Consider the following 16,905-nt stretch of genomic DNA (forward strand, 5'->3'; position numbering starts at 1 on the left):
TTTACTACTCAAATGCATAGGTCATTTCATTTGACCTGACTTCAGGGTTGAATTCTGTCGTTTCGGTTTTGTTTAATACGGCCAGCGCCTGTTTGGCTAATCCTAATGTATCAGCCACCCGCATATCTTCGGGCACCCGCTGACCATCCGTGGTGTAACTCAATGATAAACCACTTTGGATTAATACACTTAGTGCTGCTCCTAAAGAAACTGATTCATCCAGTTTGGTTAATATAGCGCCTGCCAGTGGAATACGCTTGAACTGGTTGATGGCCTCTTCCAGAACGCGCCGCTGCCCTGTGGCTGACAGCACCAAAAAACTGCGGATAGGTAGACGGCTGTTGGCGGTAAGGCTATCCAGCTGCTGGCATAAACGCATGTCTCGCTGCCCCATTCCAGCGGTGTCAATTAATACCAGTTTACGATTACGGAACTGGTAGACAATCTGTTCCAACTCATTGAGATCTTGGGCTTGCTTCACCGGACATCCCATTATCTTGCCATAAGTTGCCAATTGCTCAAAGGCTCCAATGCGATAATGATCGGTAGTGATCAATACCACCGAATCTGGACCATGGTGAGCCACGAATCTGGCAGCAATTTTCGCCAGCGTTGTCGTTTTACCGACCCCCGTGGGTCCCACTAAGGCGACAATGCCGCCCTGGCGCACGATATCGTCACCTTGATTGCTCAGCAGATTAGCCAGTGACTGTGGTAATGCCTTAACCAAATCCGCAGGCGCATAATGCTGTGACAACCCGGCCAATTTGGCCGCGACTTGCGGCGCAAACTCTGCCTCTAAAAGCTTACGTTCCAACATGGCACCAACCGGATCATGACGATTTTTATGATCCATCATCAACTCATTGAGCTGGTGCGTTAACAAACTGCGTAAAGAAGATAACTCCTGACGCATAGAATCCAGTTCGAGTTGCTGTTTTGCGTTACCATTTTTGCCATTGAGTGTAGACGTTGGCGTCATATCTTGCAGATTTTGTCTTGGTTTAGCGGTGCCAGTTTCACCGTTCAAACCTCGCGCCCATGCTGGCAGCTCATTATCTCTGGCGGCAGCTGGCTGTTTAGACAATTGCTGAGTGAGACGATTATGCTGCCGCTCAAGCAATGCTTGTAATGAATCTGCGGCTGCGGCAGGCTTGGCTTTAGTTTCGCTGCGGACATGGCCGAGTGACACTTTGTCTTCACTCAAATCACTAAATACCGGCGTTTGTGGAACATTAGCCTGCGGTTCGTCGTAGTCCACAGCCGCCACAATCTCAATGCCACCGGTGACTTTCTTGTTCGACATAATCACCGCATCAGCCCCGAGGGTATCTTTGACTTGCGCCAGTGCAGCACGCATATCTTTGGCAAAAAAGCGTTTTATTTTCACTCTCTGTTACTCCTACTGGCCCACAGCGGAAACGATACGGATTTGCTTTTCGTCTGGCACTTCCTGATATGAGATCACCCGAAGATTAGGAATCGTGTGCTTGACGAAACGAGACAAGGTGGCGCGCAGCATACCCGATGTCAGCAAAATGGCGGGTTGTCCAACCATTTCCTGCTTCTGCGCTGCGCTGGCGAGGGACTTTTGCATCCGTTCCGCCAGACCGGGTTCGATATTCGGACCATCGCCGCCTGTCGCTTGCATTGACTGATGCAACATCTGTTCCAATTCTGGTGCCAAAGTAATGACAGGGATCTCCGCCTCAGGGCCTGCGATTTCCTGCACAATCATCCGCTTAAGCGCAATGCGCACCGCAGCGGTAAGTACTTCGGTGTCGTTGCTCTTCGGTCCATACTCCAGCAATGTCTGGACGATGGTGCGGAGATCGCGAATAGAAACCCCTTCATTAAGCAGATTCTGCATAACTTTAACCACGTTACCCAGCGACATAATGTCAGGCACAAAACCATCCACCAGTTTCGGGGCGCGTTTGGCCAACATATCCAGCAGCTGCTGTACCTCTTCGTAGCCAAGCAACTTGGCGGCATTATTGGTCAGCAACTGGCTCAAGTGTGTGGCAATCACCGTTGAGGTATCCACCACGGTATAACCGAGGGTCTGAGCATGTTCACGCAGCTCAGGCGTAATCCACACGGCATCCAGACCAAACGCTGGATCTTTGGTTTCAACACCGTCGAGTTTGCCAAATACCTGACCTGGATTGATGGCCAATTCACAATCGTGGCGCACTTCAGCCTCACCACACGCGACCCCCATCAGCGAGATCCGATAGGCGCTGGGAGACAAATCCAGATTATCGCGAATATGCACAGCCGGGACTAAAAAGCCCAATTCCTGTGACAGTTTCTTACGAACCCCTTTAATACGACTGAGTAATTCACCGCCTTGCCCTTTATCCACCAACGGGATCAAACGGTATCCGACTTCCAAACCGATGGTATCCACCGGCCGCACATCGTCCCAGCTGAGTTCTTTAGGTTCAGTAAGATTCTTTTCTGTTGGGCCTTTTTTAGCCAGTTCCAGTGCCTGCTGTTTGTTCTTTTCATTGCGTCTAAAGATAAAAAACGCGCCGGTAGATGCCAGCAGCGCAAAACTCAAGAATGCCAAATGTGGCATCCCGGGGACAATCCCCATCACAAACAAGACAGCAGCAGCGATGATGAGTGACTTGGGATTGTCAAACATCTGCTGTACGACTTGTTGCCCCATGTCGCCAGACTCGTTCTGACGGGTCACCATTAGCGCCGCGGCAATGGACAGCAGCAAACCAGGGATCTGAGCAACCAGACCATCACCGATAGTCAACAAGGTATAGATTTCTACTGCCTGAGAAAACCCCAAGCCATGCTGCACCATACCAATGATGAAGCCGCCCACGATGTTGATACAGAGAATTAAAATACCAGCGATGGCATCGCCTTTGACAAATTTCGAGGCACCGTCCATGGAACCATAGAAGTCAGCTTCGCTGGTCACTTCGGCCCGGCGCAAGCGCGCTTGATCCTGATTAATAATGCCAGCATTCAGATCGGCGTCGATTGCCATCTGCTTTCCTGGCATGGCATCTAATGTAAAGCGGGCGCTTACTTCTGAGATACGACCAGCACCTTTCGTCACAACTGCAAAGTTAATGATGATCAGGATTAAAAAAACCACCAGCCCCACTGCGTAGTTACCACCAATAACCACTGAGCCGAAGGCCTCAATCACTTTACCCGCAGCATCAGGACCATTGTGGCCTTCCAGTAACACAACACGGGTAGATGCCACGTTCAGCGCCAAGCGCAGCAAGGTGGCAACCAACAGCACCGTAGGGAACGCCGCAAAATCCAGTGGTCGACTCGTGTACACCGCAACCAGCAAGACCACTAATGCCAGCGCAATATTGAAGGAAAACAGAATATCCAGCAAAAATGCCGGCATCGGCAACACAATCATCGCCAGTGTCGCCAAGACAAGTAGCGGGGTACCAATGCCTTTCAACGATGTGGGCTTAACCTGACGTAACTGTCCGAACGTTGCTCTTACATCCATCTTTCAGCCTGAGTTTTGACACTTTGTCTGGTGTAGGCAAAATCCAGGCCAACCAACGTCAATACTGCTTAAACTCTTCGGGGATCGGTTGACTAAGCGGCAAAGGGGTAGGCTTTCGACCCCGGCCTTTCTGATACTGCCGCAGCTGATAAACATAGGCCAGCACTTGCGCCACGGCGGTAAACAGGCCATCAGGGATCTGTTGTTCCAGTTTGGTGGTGTGGTAAATAGCGCGGGCCAGCAACGGTGCGGCCACGATGGGAACATTATATTCGCGAGCAATCTCGCGAATTTTAAAAGCGATGTCATCAGCGCCTTTAGCAACCAAATAAGGTGCCGGCGATTTTTTGGCATCATATTTCAGTGCTACCGCAAAATGCTCAGGATTGACCACTATCACATCAGCCTTGGGGACCTCTGCCATCATCCGCCGCTGTGCCATTTCTCGCTGTAACTGCCGAATACGCCCTTTAACTTCGGGTTTACCTTCAGTGTCCTTGTACTCATCTTTGACTTCCTGTTTGGTCATCCTCAACTGTTTGTTGTGATTCCAAATCTGGTATGGCACATCGATGACGACAATTAACAGTGTTGAGGCACACAATAAGATAAACAACCAAATCAGCAACTTGAGTGCATGACCTACATTACCGGGCAGATTGTCTTGTGACAGATTGAGAATATCGGGGAAGTAGTAGGTCAGCAAAAAATAGCCTGAGAGGGCTACCACCGAGAATTTGGCAATTCCCTTGGTAAGTTCCACCACGGCCTGAATACCGAACATGCGTTTTAGGCCGTTCACCGGGTTCATTTTAGTGCCTTTAGGCATAATCGCTTCGGTGGAAAAAGTAATTCCCCCCAACACAATGTTGCCAATAAATGCCACAGCACCAAGCATCAGAATAAAGCCAAGCACGGGCCAGCCTAACTCGCTTATCACCGTCTGCCACACAGTAAACATGCTGTTAGTATCAAAAATCTGTGACCGGTCCATGGTGTAGACTTTGGTCATCATTTCCATCAGGCTTTTAGCTAGACTAGGACCAATCACCATGAGGCCGATGGCTGCTGCCAACAGCACCGCAGAGGTACCCAATTCACGCGAACGCGCGACCTGTCCTTTTTCTCTTGCCTGCTCCAGTCGCCTCGACGTCGCTTGTTCGGTCTTTTCTTGACCATCCTGATTTTCCGCCATCAGGGACCTCCATCAAGCTTGCATTGCAACTGAGCAATATCACACAACAATACCTGCGCGTCATGCCAGACATCATCGAAATGTGCCATCACAGGCCCCAACGTCAGCCACAATATCAGCAAGCCGCCAATCATAGTGACGGGAAAGCCAATAGAGAAGATATTCAATTGCGGTGAAGCACGCGTCATCACACCAAAAGCCAGATTCACCGTCAGCAGGGCCACAATGGCTGAAACGGACATAGTTAGCGCCGCGCCAAACATATAGCTGCCCCACTCTGCCAAGCTGCGATAACTGGCAATACTAATACCGTGAATAGATACGGGGATGGTATTAAAACTGGCAACGAGCATGCGGATCAGTACCAAGTGACCATCAACGCTGAGGAAAATCAGTGTTGTCAGCACCAGAAAGAAGTTGCCCACAACCGGCGTTTGCTGTCCAGAAGCCGGGTCAACCATAGACGCAAAACCTAAACTGGTTTGCATGCCGATAATCTGCCCGGTCAAGACAAATGTCTGCATCAATAATAACGTCACAAACCCCATCGCTGAACCGATAAGTAGTTGCTGAACCGTCACCAATACCGATGCCAGTGACATTAGCTCAATGTTGGGCATGGGAGGTAATACCGGTGCCACGGCTACGGTAATGGCTACCGCCATCAGCAGGCGCACTCTGGTGGGTGTGGTACTAGCACCGAAAATCGCCATCACCATCAACATACTGGCAATACGAAAAAGTGGCCAAAGATAAGCGGCCAGTACCTGTTGAATGGAATCAAACAGGATTTCCATGCACTAACCCACCACTTGCGGGATCCGCTGCACCATTTCCATAAAGAAGTCCATCATCGTCTGCACTAACCAGTGGCCGAGAAACATCAGCGCTAATAAGGTTGTTAGCAAACGCGGTAAAAAACTCAGCGTCTGCTCGTTGATTGAGGTGGCAGCCTGAAAAACCGACACAACCAGACCAATGATCAGACTGGGCACGATAACCGCAGACACGATGATCACAATCACCGACAGCGCTTCACGCAACACATCGACAAAAGCTTCAGGTGTCATGGTGCTCTCCTATTGCCCGAAACTGTTGGCTAACGTACCCATTACCAGCGTCCAGCCATCCACCAGCACAAACAACATAATCTTAAATGGCAGAGAAACAATCATCGGAGACAACATCATCATCCCCATGGCCATCAGGATACTGGCAACCACCAGATCAAGCACCAGGAATGGAATAAACAGCATAAAACCGATTTGAAATGCGGTTTTAAGCTCGCTGGTGATAAATGCCGGGATCACCACTGTCATTGGGGTATCTTCCGGTTTTTGAATATTCTTGTAACCGGCAATTTCAATAAAGGAATTCAAATCAGTGTTACGGGTTTGCGCCAGCATAAACTGCTTCAGTGGCCCCTCACCGGTTTTTATGGCTTGTTGCAGTGTCATGGTTTCATTCATGTAAGGCTGCACCGCATTGTCATAAATTTTATCAAACACTGGCGACATGATAAAAAAAGTCATAAATAGGCTGATACCAATCAATACCTGATTTGACGGCGTCTGCTGCAACCCTAGCGCTTGACGCAAGATAGCCAGTACCACAATTATCCGGGTAAAAGAGGTGAGCATGATGACCATTGCGGGCAAAAAGCTCAGCGCTGTCATCAGCAACAGGATCTGCATGGTCACTGAATATTCAGTCGCACCATTAGGCCCTGTGGTGACGGTCACCGCAGGAAATAAAGCATCCTGAGCCTGCGCCATTGAAGGCAGCAGCAATACCAGTAGCGCGACAAGCGGCAGCGACCACTTCATTGCTGACCCTGCCTGGCCATTTTTAGCCGATTCGCGAAAGTATTGGTTTCAATCAACACTGGCTGCTGCAATTTGTCCAGTAAGGTGATCTGCCCAGCAGTCACGCCCAGTAAATACTGTTGTCCGTCAAGCTCAGCCAATACCAAGCGTTCCTTCGGTCCCACAGGTGTCTGCGCCAGCGTTTTGATCACAGAATGAGTGCCACTGACCAGATTCAGGCGTTTCAGCAGATAAGCCAGCAAAAAAATGATCAGCAATACCAACAACAGGCCACCAAACATACCGGCAAAGGCGGTGATATCCACGGAGCTTTTACCGGTAACCGCTTGGGCTGCATCTGCGGTAGTTGCAAGGGTCTGACTCATAAGAAGCTCACTTGAGTTTTTTGATACGTTCAGTCTGGCTGATAACATCGGTCAGGCGGATACCAAATTTATCGTTAACCACCACCACTTCACCATGGGCAATCAGCGTACCATTTACCATTACATCGAGCGGCTCGCCGGCCACTCGGTCCAGCTCAACCACAGACCCTTGGTTTAACTGCAACAGGTTGCGAATGCTGATGAAGCTACGTCCTACTTCCATAGAAATAGTGACGGGGATGTCCAAAATGGTATCCAATTTAGCGTCATCTACTAAGGTGGTTTTAGCTGTGCTTTTCAGCTCATCCAGCTCCACCGCTTTAGCTTCTTCGTCGGCTTGTTCTGCCATCGCGGCAGCCCAATCGTCCATCTCATCGTTACTCATGCGTATTGCACCTTATATTTCAGAGAGATCTTTTGACTTGTTTTTATGGGTAACCAGCTGTAACTCGGTCTTGACCGTTTCTGGCCGCTGGATCTTGGCGGCGACTTGTAGTGCCAGATTATCCTGAACTTTACCAAGTTTACAGCGATAGGTCGGTAGATCTTCAATGCGCATCACCAGATATTCAGGTAACTCGACCGGAATAACATCACCCGCTTTAAATTCCATCACATCTCTGAGTGACAGTTCTTTTTCCACCAAGGTGGCATCGATCCCCACTTTGACATCCATGATTTCATCTTTAAGCGCTTGCGACCAGCGCATGTCGGTATCCTGTTTATCACTTTGCACACCGGCATCGAGTAACTCACGGATAGGTTCAATCATGGAATAAGGCATGGTGATATGGAAGTCCCCACCACCACCGTCGACTTCAATGTGAAATGAGTTGACTACCACAACCTCAGTCGGGCTGACGATGTTAGCCATTGCCGGGTTAACTTCAGAATCGAGAAAATCAAACTCCACATCCATTACCGGTGCCCAAGCATCTTTGTAATCTTCAAAGACGATCTTCATCAGTAACTGAATGATTCGCCGTTCCGTTGGGGTGAATTCGCGCCCTTCAATCTTGGCGTGAAAACGCCCGTCCCCACCAAAAAAGTTATCCACGAGGATAAATACCAGACGCGCTTCCATGGTGATCAGCGCTGTGCCTTTGAGCGGATTGAAACGCACCATGTTAAGACTGGTGGGCACAAACAACGTATGCACATACTCGCCAAATTTCAGCATTTGCACACCATTGATGGAAACTTCTGCTGAGCGCCGCATCATATTGAACATGCTGATCCGCAGATGCCGGGCAAAACGCTCGTTGACAATTTCCAGCGTCGGCATACGTCCACGGACGATGCGATCCTGAGAGGAAAAGTCATAGTTCTTGGCCTCAAGGCCGGACTCTTCTACCTCTTCTTCATCGATATCATCGACACCATGCAACAGCGCATCAATTTCGTCCTGGCTTAATAAGTCGCTCACGATACCGCCTCTATTTTGTCAAATCCGGGGCTATTGCATCACAAAGCCGGTAAACAGTACTTTTTCGACCACTTTGCGGCCTGTTACCGGTTGCAGCGTATTCTGTACATTCAATAGTGCCAATTGTCGTAACTCATCTTTTCCGGCCTGTGTGCTGAGTTTCTCAACACTGCCGCTGCTGAAAGTGGTCAACAACGCATCTTCCACCAGTGGAATATGCTTTTTCAACAACGTGTCATCATCACTGCCACGCACCATCAACTGCACTTTAATCTCCACCAGCCGAGTTTGATTGTTCCCCGGCAGATTGAATAAAAAGGGTCTTGGCATTGCCACATAAAATGCTTCTTTGGCCGTGTCAGGCTGTGCCGTTTTAGTGGCGTCAGCCGCGGCAGGTGCTTCCTCTTTACTGCCGCCCAGCACCAACCACAGCACAACGCCAAGCAGCACCAATACCAGTACACCCGCACCGCCGAAAATCAGTAACTTTTTCTTGCGTTTGCTATTACCTTCCTGGTTTTCCTGCAATTGCAGTTCGTCTTGTTCTGCCATGAATTATTCCTGTTACGCTGTCCGATAACGTTCCCGGCCTAATAGGTTACCTGCTCACGCATAATAATCTATAGCAGATGTCGAAGTTAACGACGGTTCTGGGGCCGCGCTGAGTTCTTCGGCGGAAATTTCACCAACAGCTGTTGAAGAAATGTCACCATTGCTGGACATCTGCCCCTGCGGCTGACTCTGCTGCCCACCACCTTGAGATACTTGTCCGTCTGCCAATTGCATTCCTTGCTGTTGTAACAACTCTCTTAATCTGGGCATCGAATGCTCAAGCAGATCTCGGGTTTGCGGCTGGGTGACATGGAACTGCACCTGAGTGTGGTCCCCTTGTACTTGCAACTTGACTGTCATCGCCCCAAGCTCTGGCGGATCGAGGCGGATCTCCGCATGATGCACACCATTGTTAACCATCGTCAGCAACTGTTGCCTCATGACCGGGGCAAATCGTTGCGCCAATTCCTGGGTATTTTGTAATGGCTCGCCCACCTGACGCATTGACAGCTGATACTGAACAATTTCATTGCGCTGATTAGTATTCGCCGCACCCAGCGCCAAGGAGTTCTGTGTCGATTTGTTGTCTGTAATAACGTTATCCGACAAGCTCTCTTTGTTTAACGGGGACTTTACAGCGTTATCTGCAACGCTTTCGAGTGCCGCCTTGATGCTGTCGCTGAATTTATCTAGGCTGCTTGCTTTAGCTGCGCCATCACCGTCAGCGCTCAGCATAGTGCCTTGTTGTTCCGCTTTGTTGGCTGCGAGCCCCGCCAGCAGCGACTTGTCAGTCACGCTGTTGTTATCGCCGTCTTTTGCTGACGATTGCTCATCGGCCAATAATTGCGCCAATAGTTGCTGTAACTGCCCTTGAGGCGATGCCTGTGTTGAACCGTTGACGTCAAGCAACTCGTCACCACTCGAGGAGTTTGATGGTTGTGACGTCTGATTCACCGGCAACTGTTGTAGTGCTGCCAATAACTCTGCTAGCGCTTGTTCAAGCGGAGAATCCGCTTGTGATTCATCGTCCTTGTTAACCCCAGGCTTAGCGGTAGCACTTTGGTCAGAGGGCGCCGTATGCACCTCGGAGTCAGTTTGCTGCAACTGAGACAATAATGCCTGTAATGTTTGGTCGGTGTCTGTTGTCGATGCATCACCTTGCTGCTGACTTTGTTGTAGCAGCGCCGCAAGCGCATTAAGTAATTTAGCAAGCGCAGAGTTGCTGCTATCCCCAATAGTATCACTGCCAGAGTTCTCGGCGGACTGACTGTTCAGCATTGCGGCTAATTGCTTTAGCATTGCTTTGGGATCTTCCGCTGAAAGCTGTTGTAACTGCTGTTCGTCCAGCCCGGCTAATTGGGCCAGTTTGGTGACAGCATTTTGTAATTTTTCTTCCGGCGGCAACTTCTTGCCCATCGAAATCTGCCCTAACACAGAGGCGACTTTATCATCAGTGTCAGCGTTGCTGCTGGACAAGGTCTTCTTGCTACCCGCGGCGGCTGATGCAGAGTAAGCACTCACCTGTGCGCTGGCTTTATTCCCGGCGTAATTATTACTGGATTGCGCTTGTTGAAAAGCATCAAAAAAATCAGATTTATCAGAACCTTTAGCAGAGTCTGTGATGACTTTCCCCGCGTTATTCTGAGGAGATAATAATACGTTGTTGGCTAGCTGTTGCATGCTGTCCTCCAGCGTGAAGCCACTGCATTATTGCTGTTCTGCAGTGACCTGAAATTTGGCGATATCTACCAGTAGTAATGACATGAAGCAAAAAACAGGCCAGATAGTTTTATAGATGAGTGCTCAGTTTTCGTCGCTGGAACTGTTGGGAGGCAAATTCGTCAATGAGCTTTTGTTCTTGCTTGTTTTCTCGCTGTTGTTTTTGCAGAGCTTTCTTCTCCAGTAGTAGTTCTACCGCTTTACGTTTCTGCTGCTTTTCCATCCAGTGTTGCTGCCGGTATTGCTTTTGCCGCTCAGCCTCAGCCACCACCGCCAACTGTTGTTTAATTGCCTCATCCACCTGACGCACAAAGCGGTGAAACTGTTGATAATAGTCAGCACGGATCTGCTGTCCTTGCTGTGCGGCTAGCTGTCGCATGTAGTCGAGGCGGTAATCTCGCAACGACTGTAACTGATTGACGCGTTTTTGGTGCTCAAACTGCGCCGCCTTTAAGCGCAGCGCGGCCTGCTCTTCAGCTTCGTTGGCCAATTTAAGCACGGTGAGTAATGGATCGGTTTGCGCCATCTAATTTTAAGCCCTCATACTCGGCACTGTGCGGCGAGTTGCCCCAACATCTGTTGACTATCGGCAAAACTAACCGACTCATGCAGCCGCTGTCTGAGAAAAGCATTCATCGCCGGTTGCAGACGAATGGCATTGTCAATCCGCGGATCGCTGCCCTGAGAATAAGCACCAATAGATATCAAATCGCGATTTTGTTGATACAGAGAGTACATCTGTTTAACCCGGCGCATCGCCTCCAGATGTTCGGCAGAAATCACCATAGGCGCAACACGGCTGATGGAAGCTTCGATATCGATTGCCGGATAGTGTCCAGAATCTGCCAGTGCACGTGACAGAACAATATGGCCATCAAGAATCGCTCGAGAAGCATCGGCAATCGGGTCTTGCTGATCATCACCTTCCGTCAACACTGTATAAAAAGCGGTAATAGAGCCCTGACCTTCACCTCCGTTCCCAGCACGTTCGACCAATCGCGGTAACCGCGCAAATACTGATGGCGGATAACCTTTGGTGGCAGGCGGCTCCCCTACGGCTAATGCGATTTCACGCTGCGCCTGGGCATAACGGGTCAGACTGTCCATCAGTAGCAGCACGTCATATCCCAAATCACGAAAATACTCGGCAATGCGTGTAGAGGTTTCGCAGGCACGCAAGCGCATCAGCGGCGAGGTATCAGCGGGGGCAGCAATAACTACCGAACGGGCGCGCCCCTCGTCACCCAAAATCTCTTCAATAAACTCTTTAACTTCGCGACCACGTTCACCGACAAGTCCCACAACAATGATGTCAGCCGTAGTACCACGGGTCATCATCCCCAACAACACACTTTTGCCGACACCTGAGCCAGCGAACAACCCCATGCGCTGACCTTTCCCTACCGTCAACATGGCATTGATAGCCCTAACGCCAACATCAAGTGGTTCAGTAATTGCCCGTCTGGCTAACGGATTGATTGGTTCGCTGTGGCGAGAGGTCTGCTCCTGAGTACTTAGCGGCCCAAGACCATCTAAGGGTTGACCGTTGCCATCAAGTACACGCCCAAGCAGTTTCATGCCGACATTAAGACTTGTCTGCTCACCAAGGGGAATAACTCGAGCACCAGGCACCACGCCACGTAATTCCTCAACCGGCATCAAATACAACAGGTCATCGTCAAACCCAACGACCTCGGCCACCATGGTGCCAGATACGGTATCAATCGCACATAGACTACCAACAGGCGCTCGGCAGCCCGTCGCTTCCAGTGTTAAGCCGACGACTCGCACCAGTTGTCCGCTGGCGATGGGCTGATAAGACCCCGTACGTTGATTGAGCTGACTCAATTCATCAAGCAGATGGCGTTGGCGCTGTTCCATGATCCTCTCCTGCCCCCGCATCTGACGCTTCAGAAGTTACCTTATCCTGCGGATCTGCTTCGTTGCTTACATGCTGTTCAGACGATAACTGCTGTGCTAATTGTGTTTCGTCCCGCGCCAGTTGCTGACGGCGATTCAAGGTTTCACTGAACACTTTCTGCAACCGAGTTTCCAGCCGCATATCCACCTGTGAACGCTGGCAAGCCACGACACAATCACCACGACTGAGCCCCGGATCTTTTTCGATTTGCCACTGATTACGCTGTAATTGTTCGGCGCCATACAGCGATTGCACCAGTTCCGCATCCTCTGGGTGCAGCCGGATAGTGACCTTTTGTTCCTTTATCGGTAACGCGTCAATCCCCTGACGCAACGCCGCGAGAATATGCTCTGGATGGGTTTTCAATTCATGACCAATAACACTGCGGCTAAGATTTTCTGCCAGGGTCAATAAAGACTGTTCTATCTGTAAATCCAGTAACGCCAAAGGGTGCTGAAACTGCGTCAACAACTGTTCAAACTGACTGAGCAATGTTTGCGCTTGTTGTAATCCTTCCGCTTTACCTTGTTCCAACCCTTGCGCTAAGCCTTCTGCATGGCCCTGCTCCAGCCCTTGCAAGCGTCCTTGTTCTAGACCTTCTTTAAGCCCGGCTGCCTTGCCCTCGGCAAACCCTTCCTGCTCAGCATCGGCACGAATGGATTCAATTTCCGCCATGGTCGGCGGTGCAACCGGCTTATCAGCGCTTGGCGCTTGATATTCTACAGTTTTACGTCCAAAAACATTGGTTTCCATTTTCGGCGGCAGAAAAGCGCCAACATCAGGCAAAGGCCACTCGTCAAACGAGGAGGCCTCTTCTGGCGGGATAATATTCCGTGAGGGTATGTGTTCGGCCATAGCGCCAACGCCTTAGAGGAATTCTTCGCTGCCACCACCGCCCAGCATAATTTCGCCGGCATCGGACAGGCGACGCGCAATAGATAAGATCTCTTTTTGCGCCACTTCCACTTCGCTGACCCTGACCGGCCCCATGGCCTCCAGGTCGTCACGCATAAGCTCTGCAGCACGTTTGGACATGTTGTTGAAGATTTTCTCACGCAATTGATCATCGGCACCTTTCAATGCCTTCATCAGCACATCCTGCTGCACTTCACGCAACAAGGTCTGCATACCGCGATCGTCGACATCGATAAGATTTTCGAACACAAACATCAAATCTTGGATCTGCTGTGCCATCTCTTCGTCGGATTCGCGCATGGTTTCCATCAGTTGGCTTTCCACAGCAGTGTCCAGATAGTTCATGATGTTGGCTGCCGCTTTCAGGCCACCCATCTTCGCAGCCTGAGCCCCGCCCTGACCCGCAAACTGTTTTTCCATAATATCGTTCAGTTCTTGTAACGCCGCAGGCTGAACCTCTTCCAAATTGGCGATACGCATCATCAGATCTAAACGAGTATTTTCCGGGAATTGTGCAAATATCTGCGCCGCTTGATCGGGTTCCAGATAAGACAACACGATGGTTTGGATCTGCGGATGTTCGTTCTGAATAATGCTGGCGACTTGGCGAGCATCCATCCATTTTAATGAATCTAGCCCTTTTGCACCGCTGCCCATAACAATCTGGTCAATCAGATTACCCGCCTTGTCTTCCCCTAATGCGGCGGTCAGCGCTTTGCGGATAAATTCCTGACTGTTAAACCCGATTGAAGAATATTTCTGAATATCATCCAGAAACAACTTATGCACGGCGGTAACGCGCTCCTGCCCAAACTCTTGCATACTGGCCATCGCCATCCCCACCTTCTGAACCTGCTTGGGTTCCAGATGTTTGAGAATAGATGCCGCATCCGCTTCACTCAGACTCAGCAGTAATATGGCAGTTTTATCTATGCCACTGAGGGATTTTACATCAAAAGCAGCAGGCGCTTTGGCCTCTTCGTTATTTGCCATCGTCTTGTAACCAGTTTTTCACGACTTGAGTGGAGAGTTCAGGTTCATTAGCCACCAGTGCTCGGATAGCCTTAATCATATCATCATCTTTATGCAAAGCGGGGATCAGGATAGAACCGTCTTCGGCATAACTGTACTCAGCGTCCGGTTTATGCAGCATGCCCAGTGTGTCTGCCGCATATTGATCTTCAATATCTGCCAGCTCGTGACCCAGTTGTGGCTCATCCGGCATATTGGTTTCATTCGGGTAGATTAACCGCTTCAGCATAGGCCGTACCACAAACAGGATCAGCACCAAAATCACCAAAGCCCCTAATACCAGTTTGACTGCACGCCAAAACCACGGTTGTTCCCACATAGGTACTGGCGGCAAAGCCTCAACCAGTTGATCCATAAATGGCACAGTCACGACTTCAATAATATCACCCCGCTGGGTGTTAAAGCCGATAGCACCTTCCAGCAAACGCCGGATATTGGCCATTTCGGCATCAGTGCGTGGTACCCGGGTGGTCTGTCCGTTGGCATCAGCGGGGCCGGACTTGAAATCTACTGCCACGGAAACACTGACACGCCGGACGTTACCAACCTGCTGTTTAGTATGACTAATGGTGGTATCTAACTCGTAATTACGGGTCGCTTCGTTATGACTGGTACTGGAAACAGGTTTCTCTGCATTATCACCGGTCGCCTGCTGCGGAATATTGGAGGCCATCGGTGGCTGATTGGTCAGCGCCCCAGGAACACCACCACTGGTACCATTAACCGATTTATTATCCACGGTCATTTCGCTGCGCAGTGCCGGCAAATCTGGATTAAACCGCTTGGCCGTTTGCTCAACCGCGGTGAAGTCCATATTCACATCAACCTGTGAGGTGAAGTTCTCTGGCCCCAGAATTGGGATCAGAATTGAATCAATCTTATTGCGATATTCCTGCTCTTTTTGCTGCACAATTTCCAGTTCACGTCTGGCCCTCGCAGAGGTAGCATCTTGACTGCCAGAATTTAACAAACGGCCACTGGCATCGGTGACGGTGACTTTACTGGGATCCATTCCATGTACCGCAGATGCCACAATATCAACAATCGCGTCAACCTCTTCCTGACCCAGACCGCCTTTGCGGGTGGTGACCACCACGGTAGCGCTGGGCTCTGAACGAGTACGGGCAAATACATTTTCTTTCGGCAGCGCTAAGATCACCTTGGCACGGCTAACACTGTTAAGTTCTTCGATAGCATGCGCGAGATTCAACTCCTGGCTATGTTTGAGCCGCGCCTGTTCCATGCGTTGACTCACACCGAAGCCGGAATCCTGATTCAAAAAGTCCTTATCTTCACTGCTGGTTGATACCCCAGAACGGCTCAGCAACAATTTTACCTGCTGATACTGATCTTCCGGCACCTTGATAACATCAACATCAATTTTGTAAGGGATGCGGTTTTTATCGAGGACATCCAGCACCTGCACCTGCTGATCTGTGTCCATTTTACCCAGCGGACGATACTCAGGCTCCTGCGCCCAGATCATAATAAACACAGCCAATGCTAAACAGATAGCCAGCGCCAGGATCATCGTGATCTGCCTTAGCATATCAACACTGCCCAGCATGCCCATTACGCCGGATTTATTTTCCTGCTGCGCGCCGCTGGCGGAAGGAAGTGTGGCGTTATTTTCTGCGACTAATTCTGTACTCACGTTAAATTCCCGCTATCGTGCTGATTTATACCGGCATGCTCATGATTTCTTTATAAGCTTCAACCAGCTTATTACGTACCTGCACTGTGGCTTCAAAAGCGACACTCGCCTTCTCTCGCGCAATCACAGTATCAGACAGGCTCACGGTAGTATCCCCCATATCCAAGCGGGTTGCCAAACTCGAGGAGGTAGTCTGCAATTCACTAACATGACCCACAGCCTGGCTGAGTAAATCCGCAAAATCGGCACCGCTGGTACTATTAACCTGGCGAAGTGGAGAGGGTGAAATACTATTGGGATTTATTTCACCTGTTAATGACTGCATTTCCTGCAGTAGAGGGTTGCCACCGATTTGCATGATGTCGTCTCCCGTCGTCAGCCATTTGACGCCTTATCTGTAGATACTGGGGTCATGCAAGAAGGTTGCCAAAGATTAAAAATTGATGAGCGATAGTGATTCACTACATTAAAAAAATATCCTCCGGCATAGCCGGAGGTTTTTCATATGCGCCTATAAGGCTCTCCTACCAGCAGCGCCCTAGCTGGCGCATCGCGATCTGACATGTGCATAAAGCGATTACTTACGGCCCGTAAACGGGCTACCTGGATATCAGGGTGGGATCATACTTTGTTAACAGCATGGAACTTATCGATATCAGCATGATCTGATCAGGCATGTTATTCTACTCAGCCTAATCCATGTCCTTGTTTGACCATTTGAAACTCATTGAAGACCCACGTTCATATATCAACTTGGAACATAATTTGGTTGATATCATTTTCCTCGTTTTAGCCGCA

The 16,905-nt window shown here is 49.9% G+C and carries 17 protein-coding genes; all 17 read right to left on the reverse strand.

Annotation, left to right across the window (positions count from 1 at the left end; translation table 11 throughout):
• Positions 1-4: 4 nt before the first annotated feature.
• Positions 5-1,390, reverse strand: a complete 1,386-nt coding sequence (flhF, locus tag J3L11_RS15405; protein ID WP_207571589.1) for a flagellar biosynthesis protein FlhF — start codon at positions 1,388-1,390, stop codon at positions 5-7.
• A 12-nt stretch (positions 1,391-1,402) separates the two neighbouring features.
• Positions 1,403-3,502, reverse strand: a complete 2,100-nt coding sequence (flhA, locus tag J3L11_RS15410) for a flagellar biosynthesis protein FlhA (RefSeq protein ID WP_207571590.1) — start codon at positions 3,500-3,502, stop codon at positions 1,403-1,405.
• A gap of 58 nt (positions 3,503-3,560) precedes the next feature.
• Complete coding sequence (gene flhB, locus J3L11_RS15415) at positions 3,561-4,697, reverse strand: flagellar biosynthesis protein FlhB (RefSeq protein WP_133038542.1); 1,137 nt, start codon at positions 4,695-4,697, stop codon at positions 3,561-3,563.
• A complete protein-coding gene (gene fliR / locus J3L11_RS15420) occupies positions 4,697-5,494 on the reverse strand; it encodes a flagellar biosynthetic protein FliR (RefSeq protein ID WP_207571591.1) in 798 nt (265 codons plus the stop codon). The genes flhB and fliR overlap by 1 nt, the downstream gene beginning before the upstream one ends.
• Before the next feature lie 3 nt (positions 5,495-5,497).
• Complete coding sequence (gene fliQ, locus J3L11_RS15425) at positions 5,498-5,767, reverse strand: flagellar biosynthesis protein FliQ (RefSeq protein WP_133038544.1); 270 nt, start codon at positions 5,765-5,767, stop codon at positions 5,498-5,500.
• 9 nt (positions 5,768-5,776) lie between these two features.
• Positions 5,777-6,472, reverse strand: coding sequence for a flagellar type III secretion system pore protein FliP (gene fliP / locus J3L11_RS15430; RefSeq protein WP_242695284.1), 696 nt, complete (start codon positions 6,470-6,472; stop codon positions 5,777-5,779).
• Positions 6,473-6,519: 47 nt separating this feature from the next.
• Positions 6,520-6,888 carry a flagellar biosynthetic protein FliO gene (fliO, locus tag J3L11_RS15435; protein ID WP_189617500.1) on the reverse strand — a complete coding sequence of 123 codons (369 nt, stop codon included), beginning with the start codon at positions 6,886-6,888 and terminating at the stop codon, positions 6,520-6,522.
• Positions 6,889-6,895: 7 nt separating this feature from the next.
• Positions 6,896-7,273 carry a flagellar motor switch protein FliN gene (fliN, locus tag J3L11_RS15440; RefSeq protein ID WP_133038547.1) on the reverse strand — a complete coding sequence of 126 codons (378 nt, stop codon included), beginning with the start codon at positions 7,271-7,273 and terminating at the stop codon, positions 6,896-6,898.
• Positions 7,274-7,285: 12 nt separating this feature from the next.
• Positions 7,286-8,314: a flagellar motor switch protein FliM gene (gene fliM, locus J3L11_RS15445; RefSeq protein ID WP_133038548.1), complete on the reverse strand. Its 1,029-nt coding sequence runs from the start codon at positions 8,312-8,314 to the stop codon at positions 7,286-7,288.
• 30 nt (positions 8,315-8,344) lie between these two features.
• Positions 8,345-8,866, reverse strand: coding sequence for a flagellar basal body-associated protein FliL (fliL, locus tag J3L11_RS15450; protein ID WP_189617501.1), 522 nt, complete (start codon positions 8,864-8,866; stop codon positions 8,345-8,347).
• A gap of 54 nt (positions 8,867-8,920) precedes the next feature.
• Positions 8,921-10,546: a flagellar hook-length control protein FliK gene (locus J3L11_RS15455; protein WP_207571592.1), complete on the reverse strand. Its 1,626-nt coding sequence runs from the start codon at positions 10,544-10,546 to the stop codon at positions 8,921-8,923.
• A gap of 109 nt (positions 10,547-10,655) precedes the next feature.
• A complete protein-coding gene (gene fliJ, locus J3L11_RS15460; protein WP_133038551.1) occupies positions 10,656-11,111 on the reverse strand; it encodes a flagellar export protein FliJ in 456 nt (151 codons plus the stop codon).
• Between the two features lie 14 nt (positions 11,112-11,125).
• Positions 11,126-12,466 (reverse strand): flagellar protein export ATPase FliI, encoded by a 1,341-nt coding sequence (gene fliI / locus J3L11_RS15465; RefSeq protein ID WP_189617504.1) that lies wholly within the window; start codon positions 12,464-12,466, stop codon positions 11,126-11,128.
• Positions 12,438-13,361 carry a flagellar assembly protein FliH gene (gene fliH, locus J3L11_RS15470; protein WP_207571593.1) on the reverse strand — a complete coding sequence of 308 codons (924 nt, stop codon included), beginning with the start codon at positions 13,359-13,361 and terminating at the stop codon, positions 12,438-12,440. Before fliH ends, fliI begins: the two co-directional genes overlap by 29 nt.
• 12 nt (positions 13,362-13,373) lie before the next feature.
• On the reverse strand, positions 13,374-14,414 hold the full coding sequence (fliG, locus tag J3L11_RS15475; RefSeq protein WP_133038554.1) for a flagellar motor switch protein FliG: 1,041 nt from the start codon (positions 14,412-14,414) through the stop codon (positions 13,374-13,376).
• A complete protein-coding gene (gene fliF / locus J3L11_RS15480) occupies positions 14,404-16,107 on the reverse strand; it encodes a flagellar basal-body MS-ring/collar protein FliF (RefSeq protein ID WP_133038555.1) in 1,704 nt (567 codons plus the stop codon). The genes fliG and fliF overlap by 11 nt, the downstream gene beginning before the upstream one ends.
• A 25-nt stretch (positions 16,108-16,132) precedes the next feature.
• Positions 16,133-16,465: a flagellar hook-basal body complex protein FliE gene (gene fliE / locus J3L11_RS15485; protein ID WP_207571594.1), complete on the reverse strand. Its 333-nt coding sequence runs from the start codon at positions 16,463-16,465 to the stop codon at positions 16,133-16,135.
• Between the last annotated feature and the right edge of the window lie 440 nt (positions 16,466-16,905).

The sequence above is a fragment of the Shewanella sp. 4t3-1-2LB genome (assembly GCF_017368415.1).
In the GTDB taxonomy this organism is placed as follows: Bacteria; Pseudomonadota; Gammaproteobacteria; order Enterobacterales; family Shewanellaceae; genus Shewanella; species Shewanella fodinae.

Bases quoted from the DNA above. Each gene is read 5' to 3' on its own strand.
- flhA (WP_207571590.1), bottom strand. From the start codon at position 3,502: ATGGATGTAAGAGCAACGTTCGGACAGTTACGTCAGGTTAAGCCCACA.
- flhB (WP_133038542.1), bottom strand. From the start codon at position 4,697: ATGGCGGAAAATCAGGATGGTCAAGAAAAGACCGAACAAGCGACGTCG.
- fliR (WP_207571591.1), bottom strand. From the start codon at position 5,494: ATGGAAATCCTGTTTGATTCCATTCAACAGGTACTGGCCGCTTATCTT.
- fliQ (WP_133038544.1), bottom strand. From the start codon at position 5,767: ATGACACCTGAAGCTTTTGTCGATGTGTTGCGTGAAGCGCTGTCGGTG.
- fliP (WP_242695284.1), bottom strand. From the start codon at position 6,472: ATGGCGCAGGCTCAGGATGCTTTATTTCCTGCGGTGACCGTCACCACA.
- fliO (WP_189617500.1), bottom strand. From the start codon at position 6,888: ATGAGTCAGACCCTTGCAACTACCGCAGATGCAGCCCAAGCGGTTACC.
- fliN (WP_133038547.1), bottom strand. From the start codon at position 7,273: ATGAGTAACGATGAGATGGACGATTGGGCTGCCGCGATGGCAGAACAA.
- fliL (WP_189617501.1), bottom strand. From the start codon at position 8,866: ATGGCAGAACAAGACGAACTGCAATTGCAGGAAAACCAGGAAGGTAAT.
- J3L11_RS15455 (WP_207571592.1), bottom strand. From the start codon at position 10,546: ATGCAACAGCTAGCCAACAACGTATTATTATCTCCTCAGAATAACGCG.
- fliJ (WP_133038551.1), bottom strand. From the start codon at position 11,111: ATGGCGCAAACCGATCCATTACTCACCGTGCTTAAATTGGCCAACGAA.
- fliI (WP_189617504.1), bottom strand. From the start codon at position 12,466: ATGGAACAGCGCCAACGCCATCTGCTTGATGAATTGAGTCAGCTCAAT.
- fliH (WP_207571593.1), bottom strand. From the start codon at position 13,361: ATGGCCGAACACATACCCTCACGGAATATTATCCCGCCAGAAGAGGCC.
- fliG (WP_133038554.1), bottom strand. From the start codon at position 14,414: ATGGCAAATAACGAAGAGGCCAAAGCGCCTGCTGCTTTTGATGTAAAA.
- fliE (WP_207571594.1), bottom strand. From the start codon at position 16,465: ATGCAAATCGGTGGCAACCCTCTACTGCAGGAAATGCAGTCATTAACA.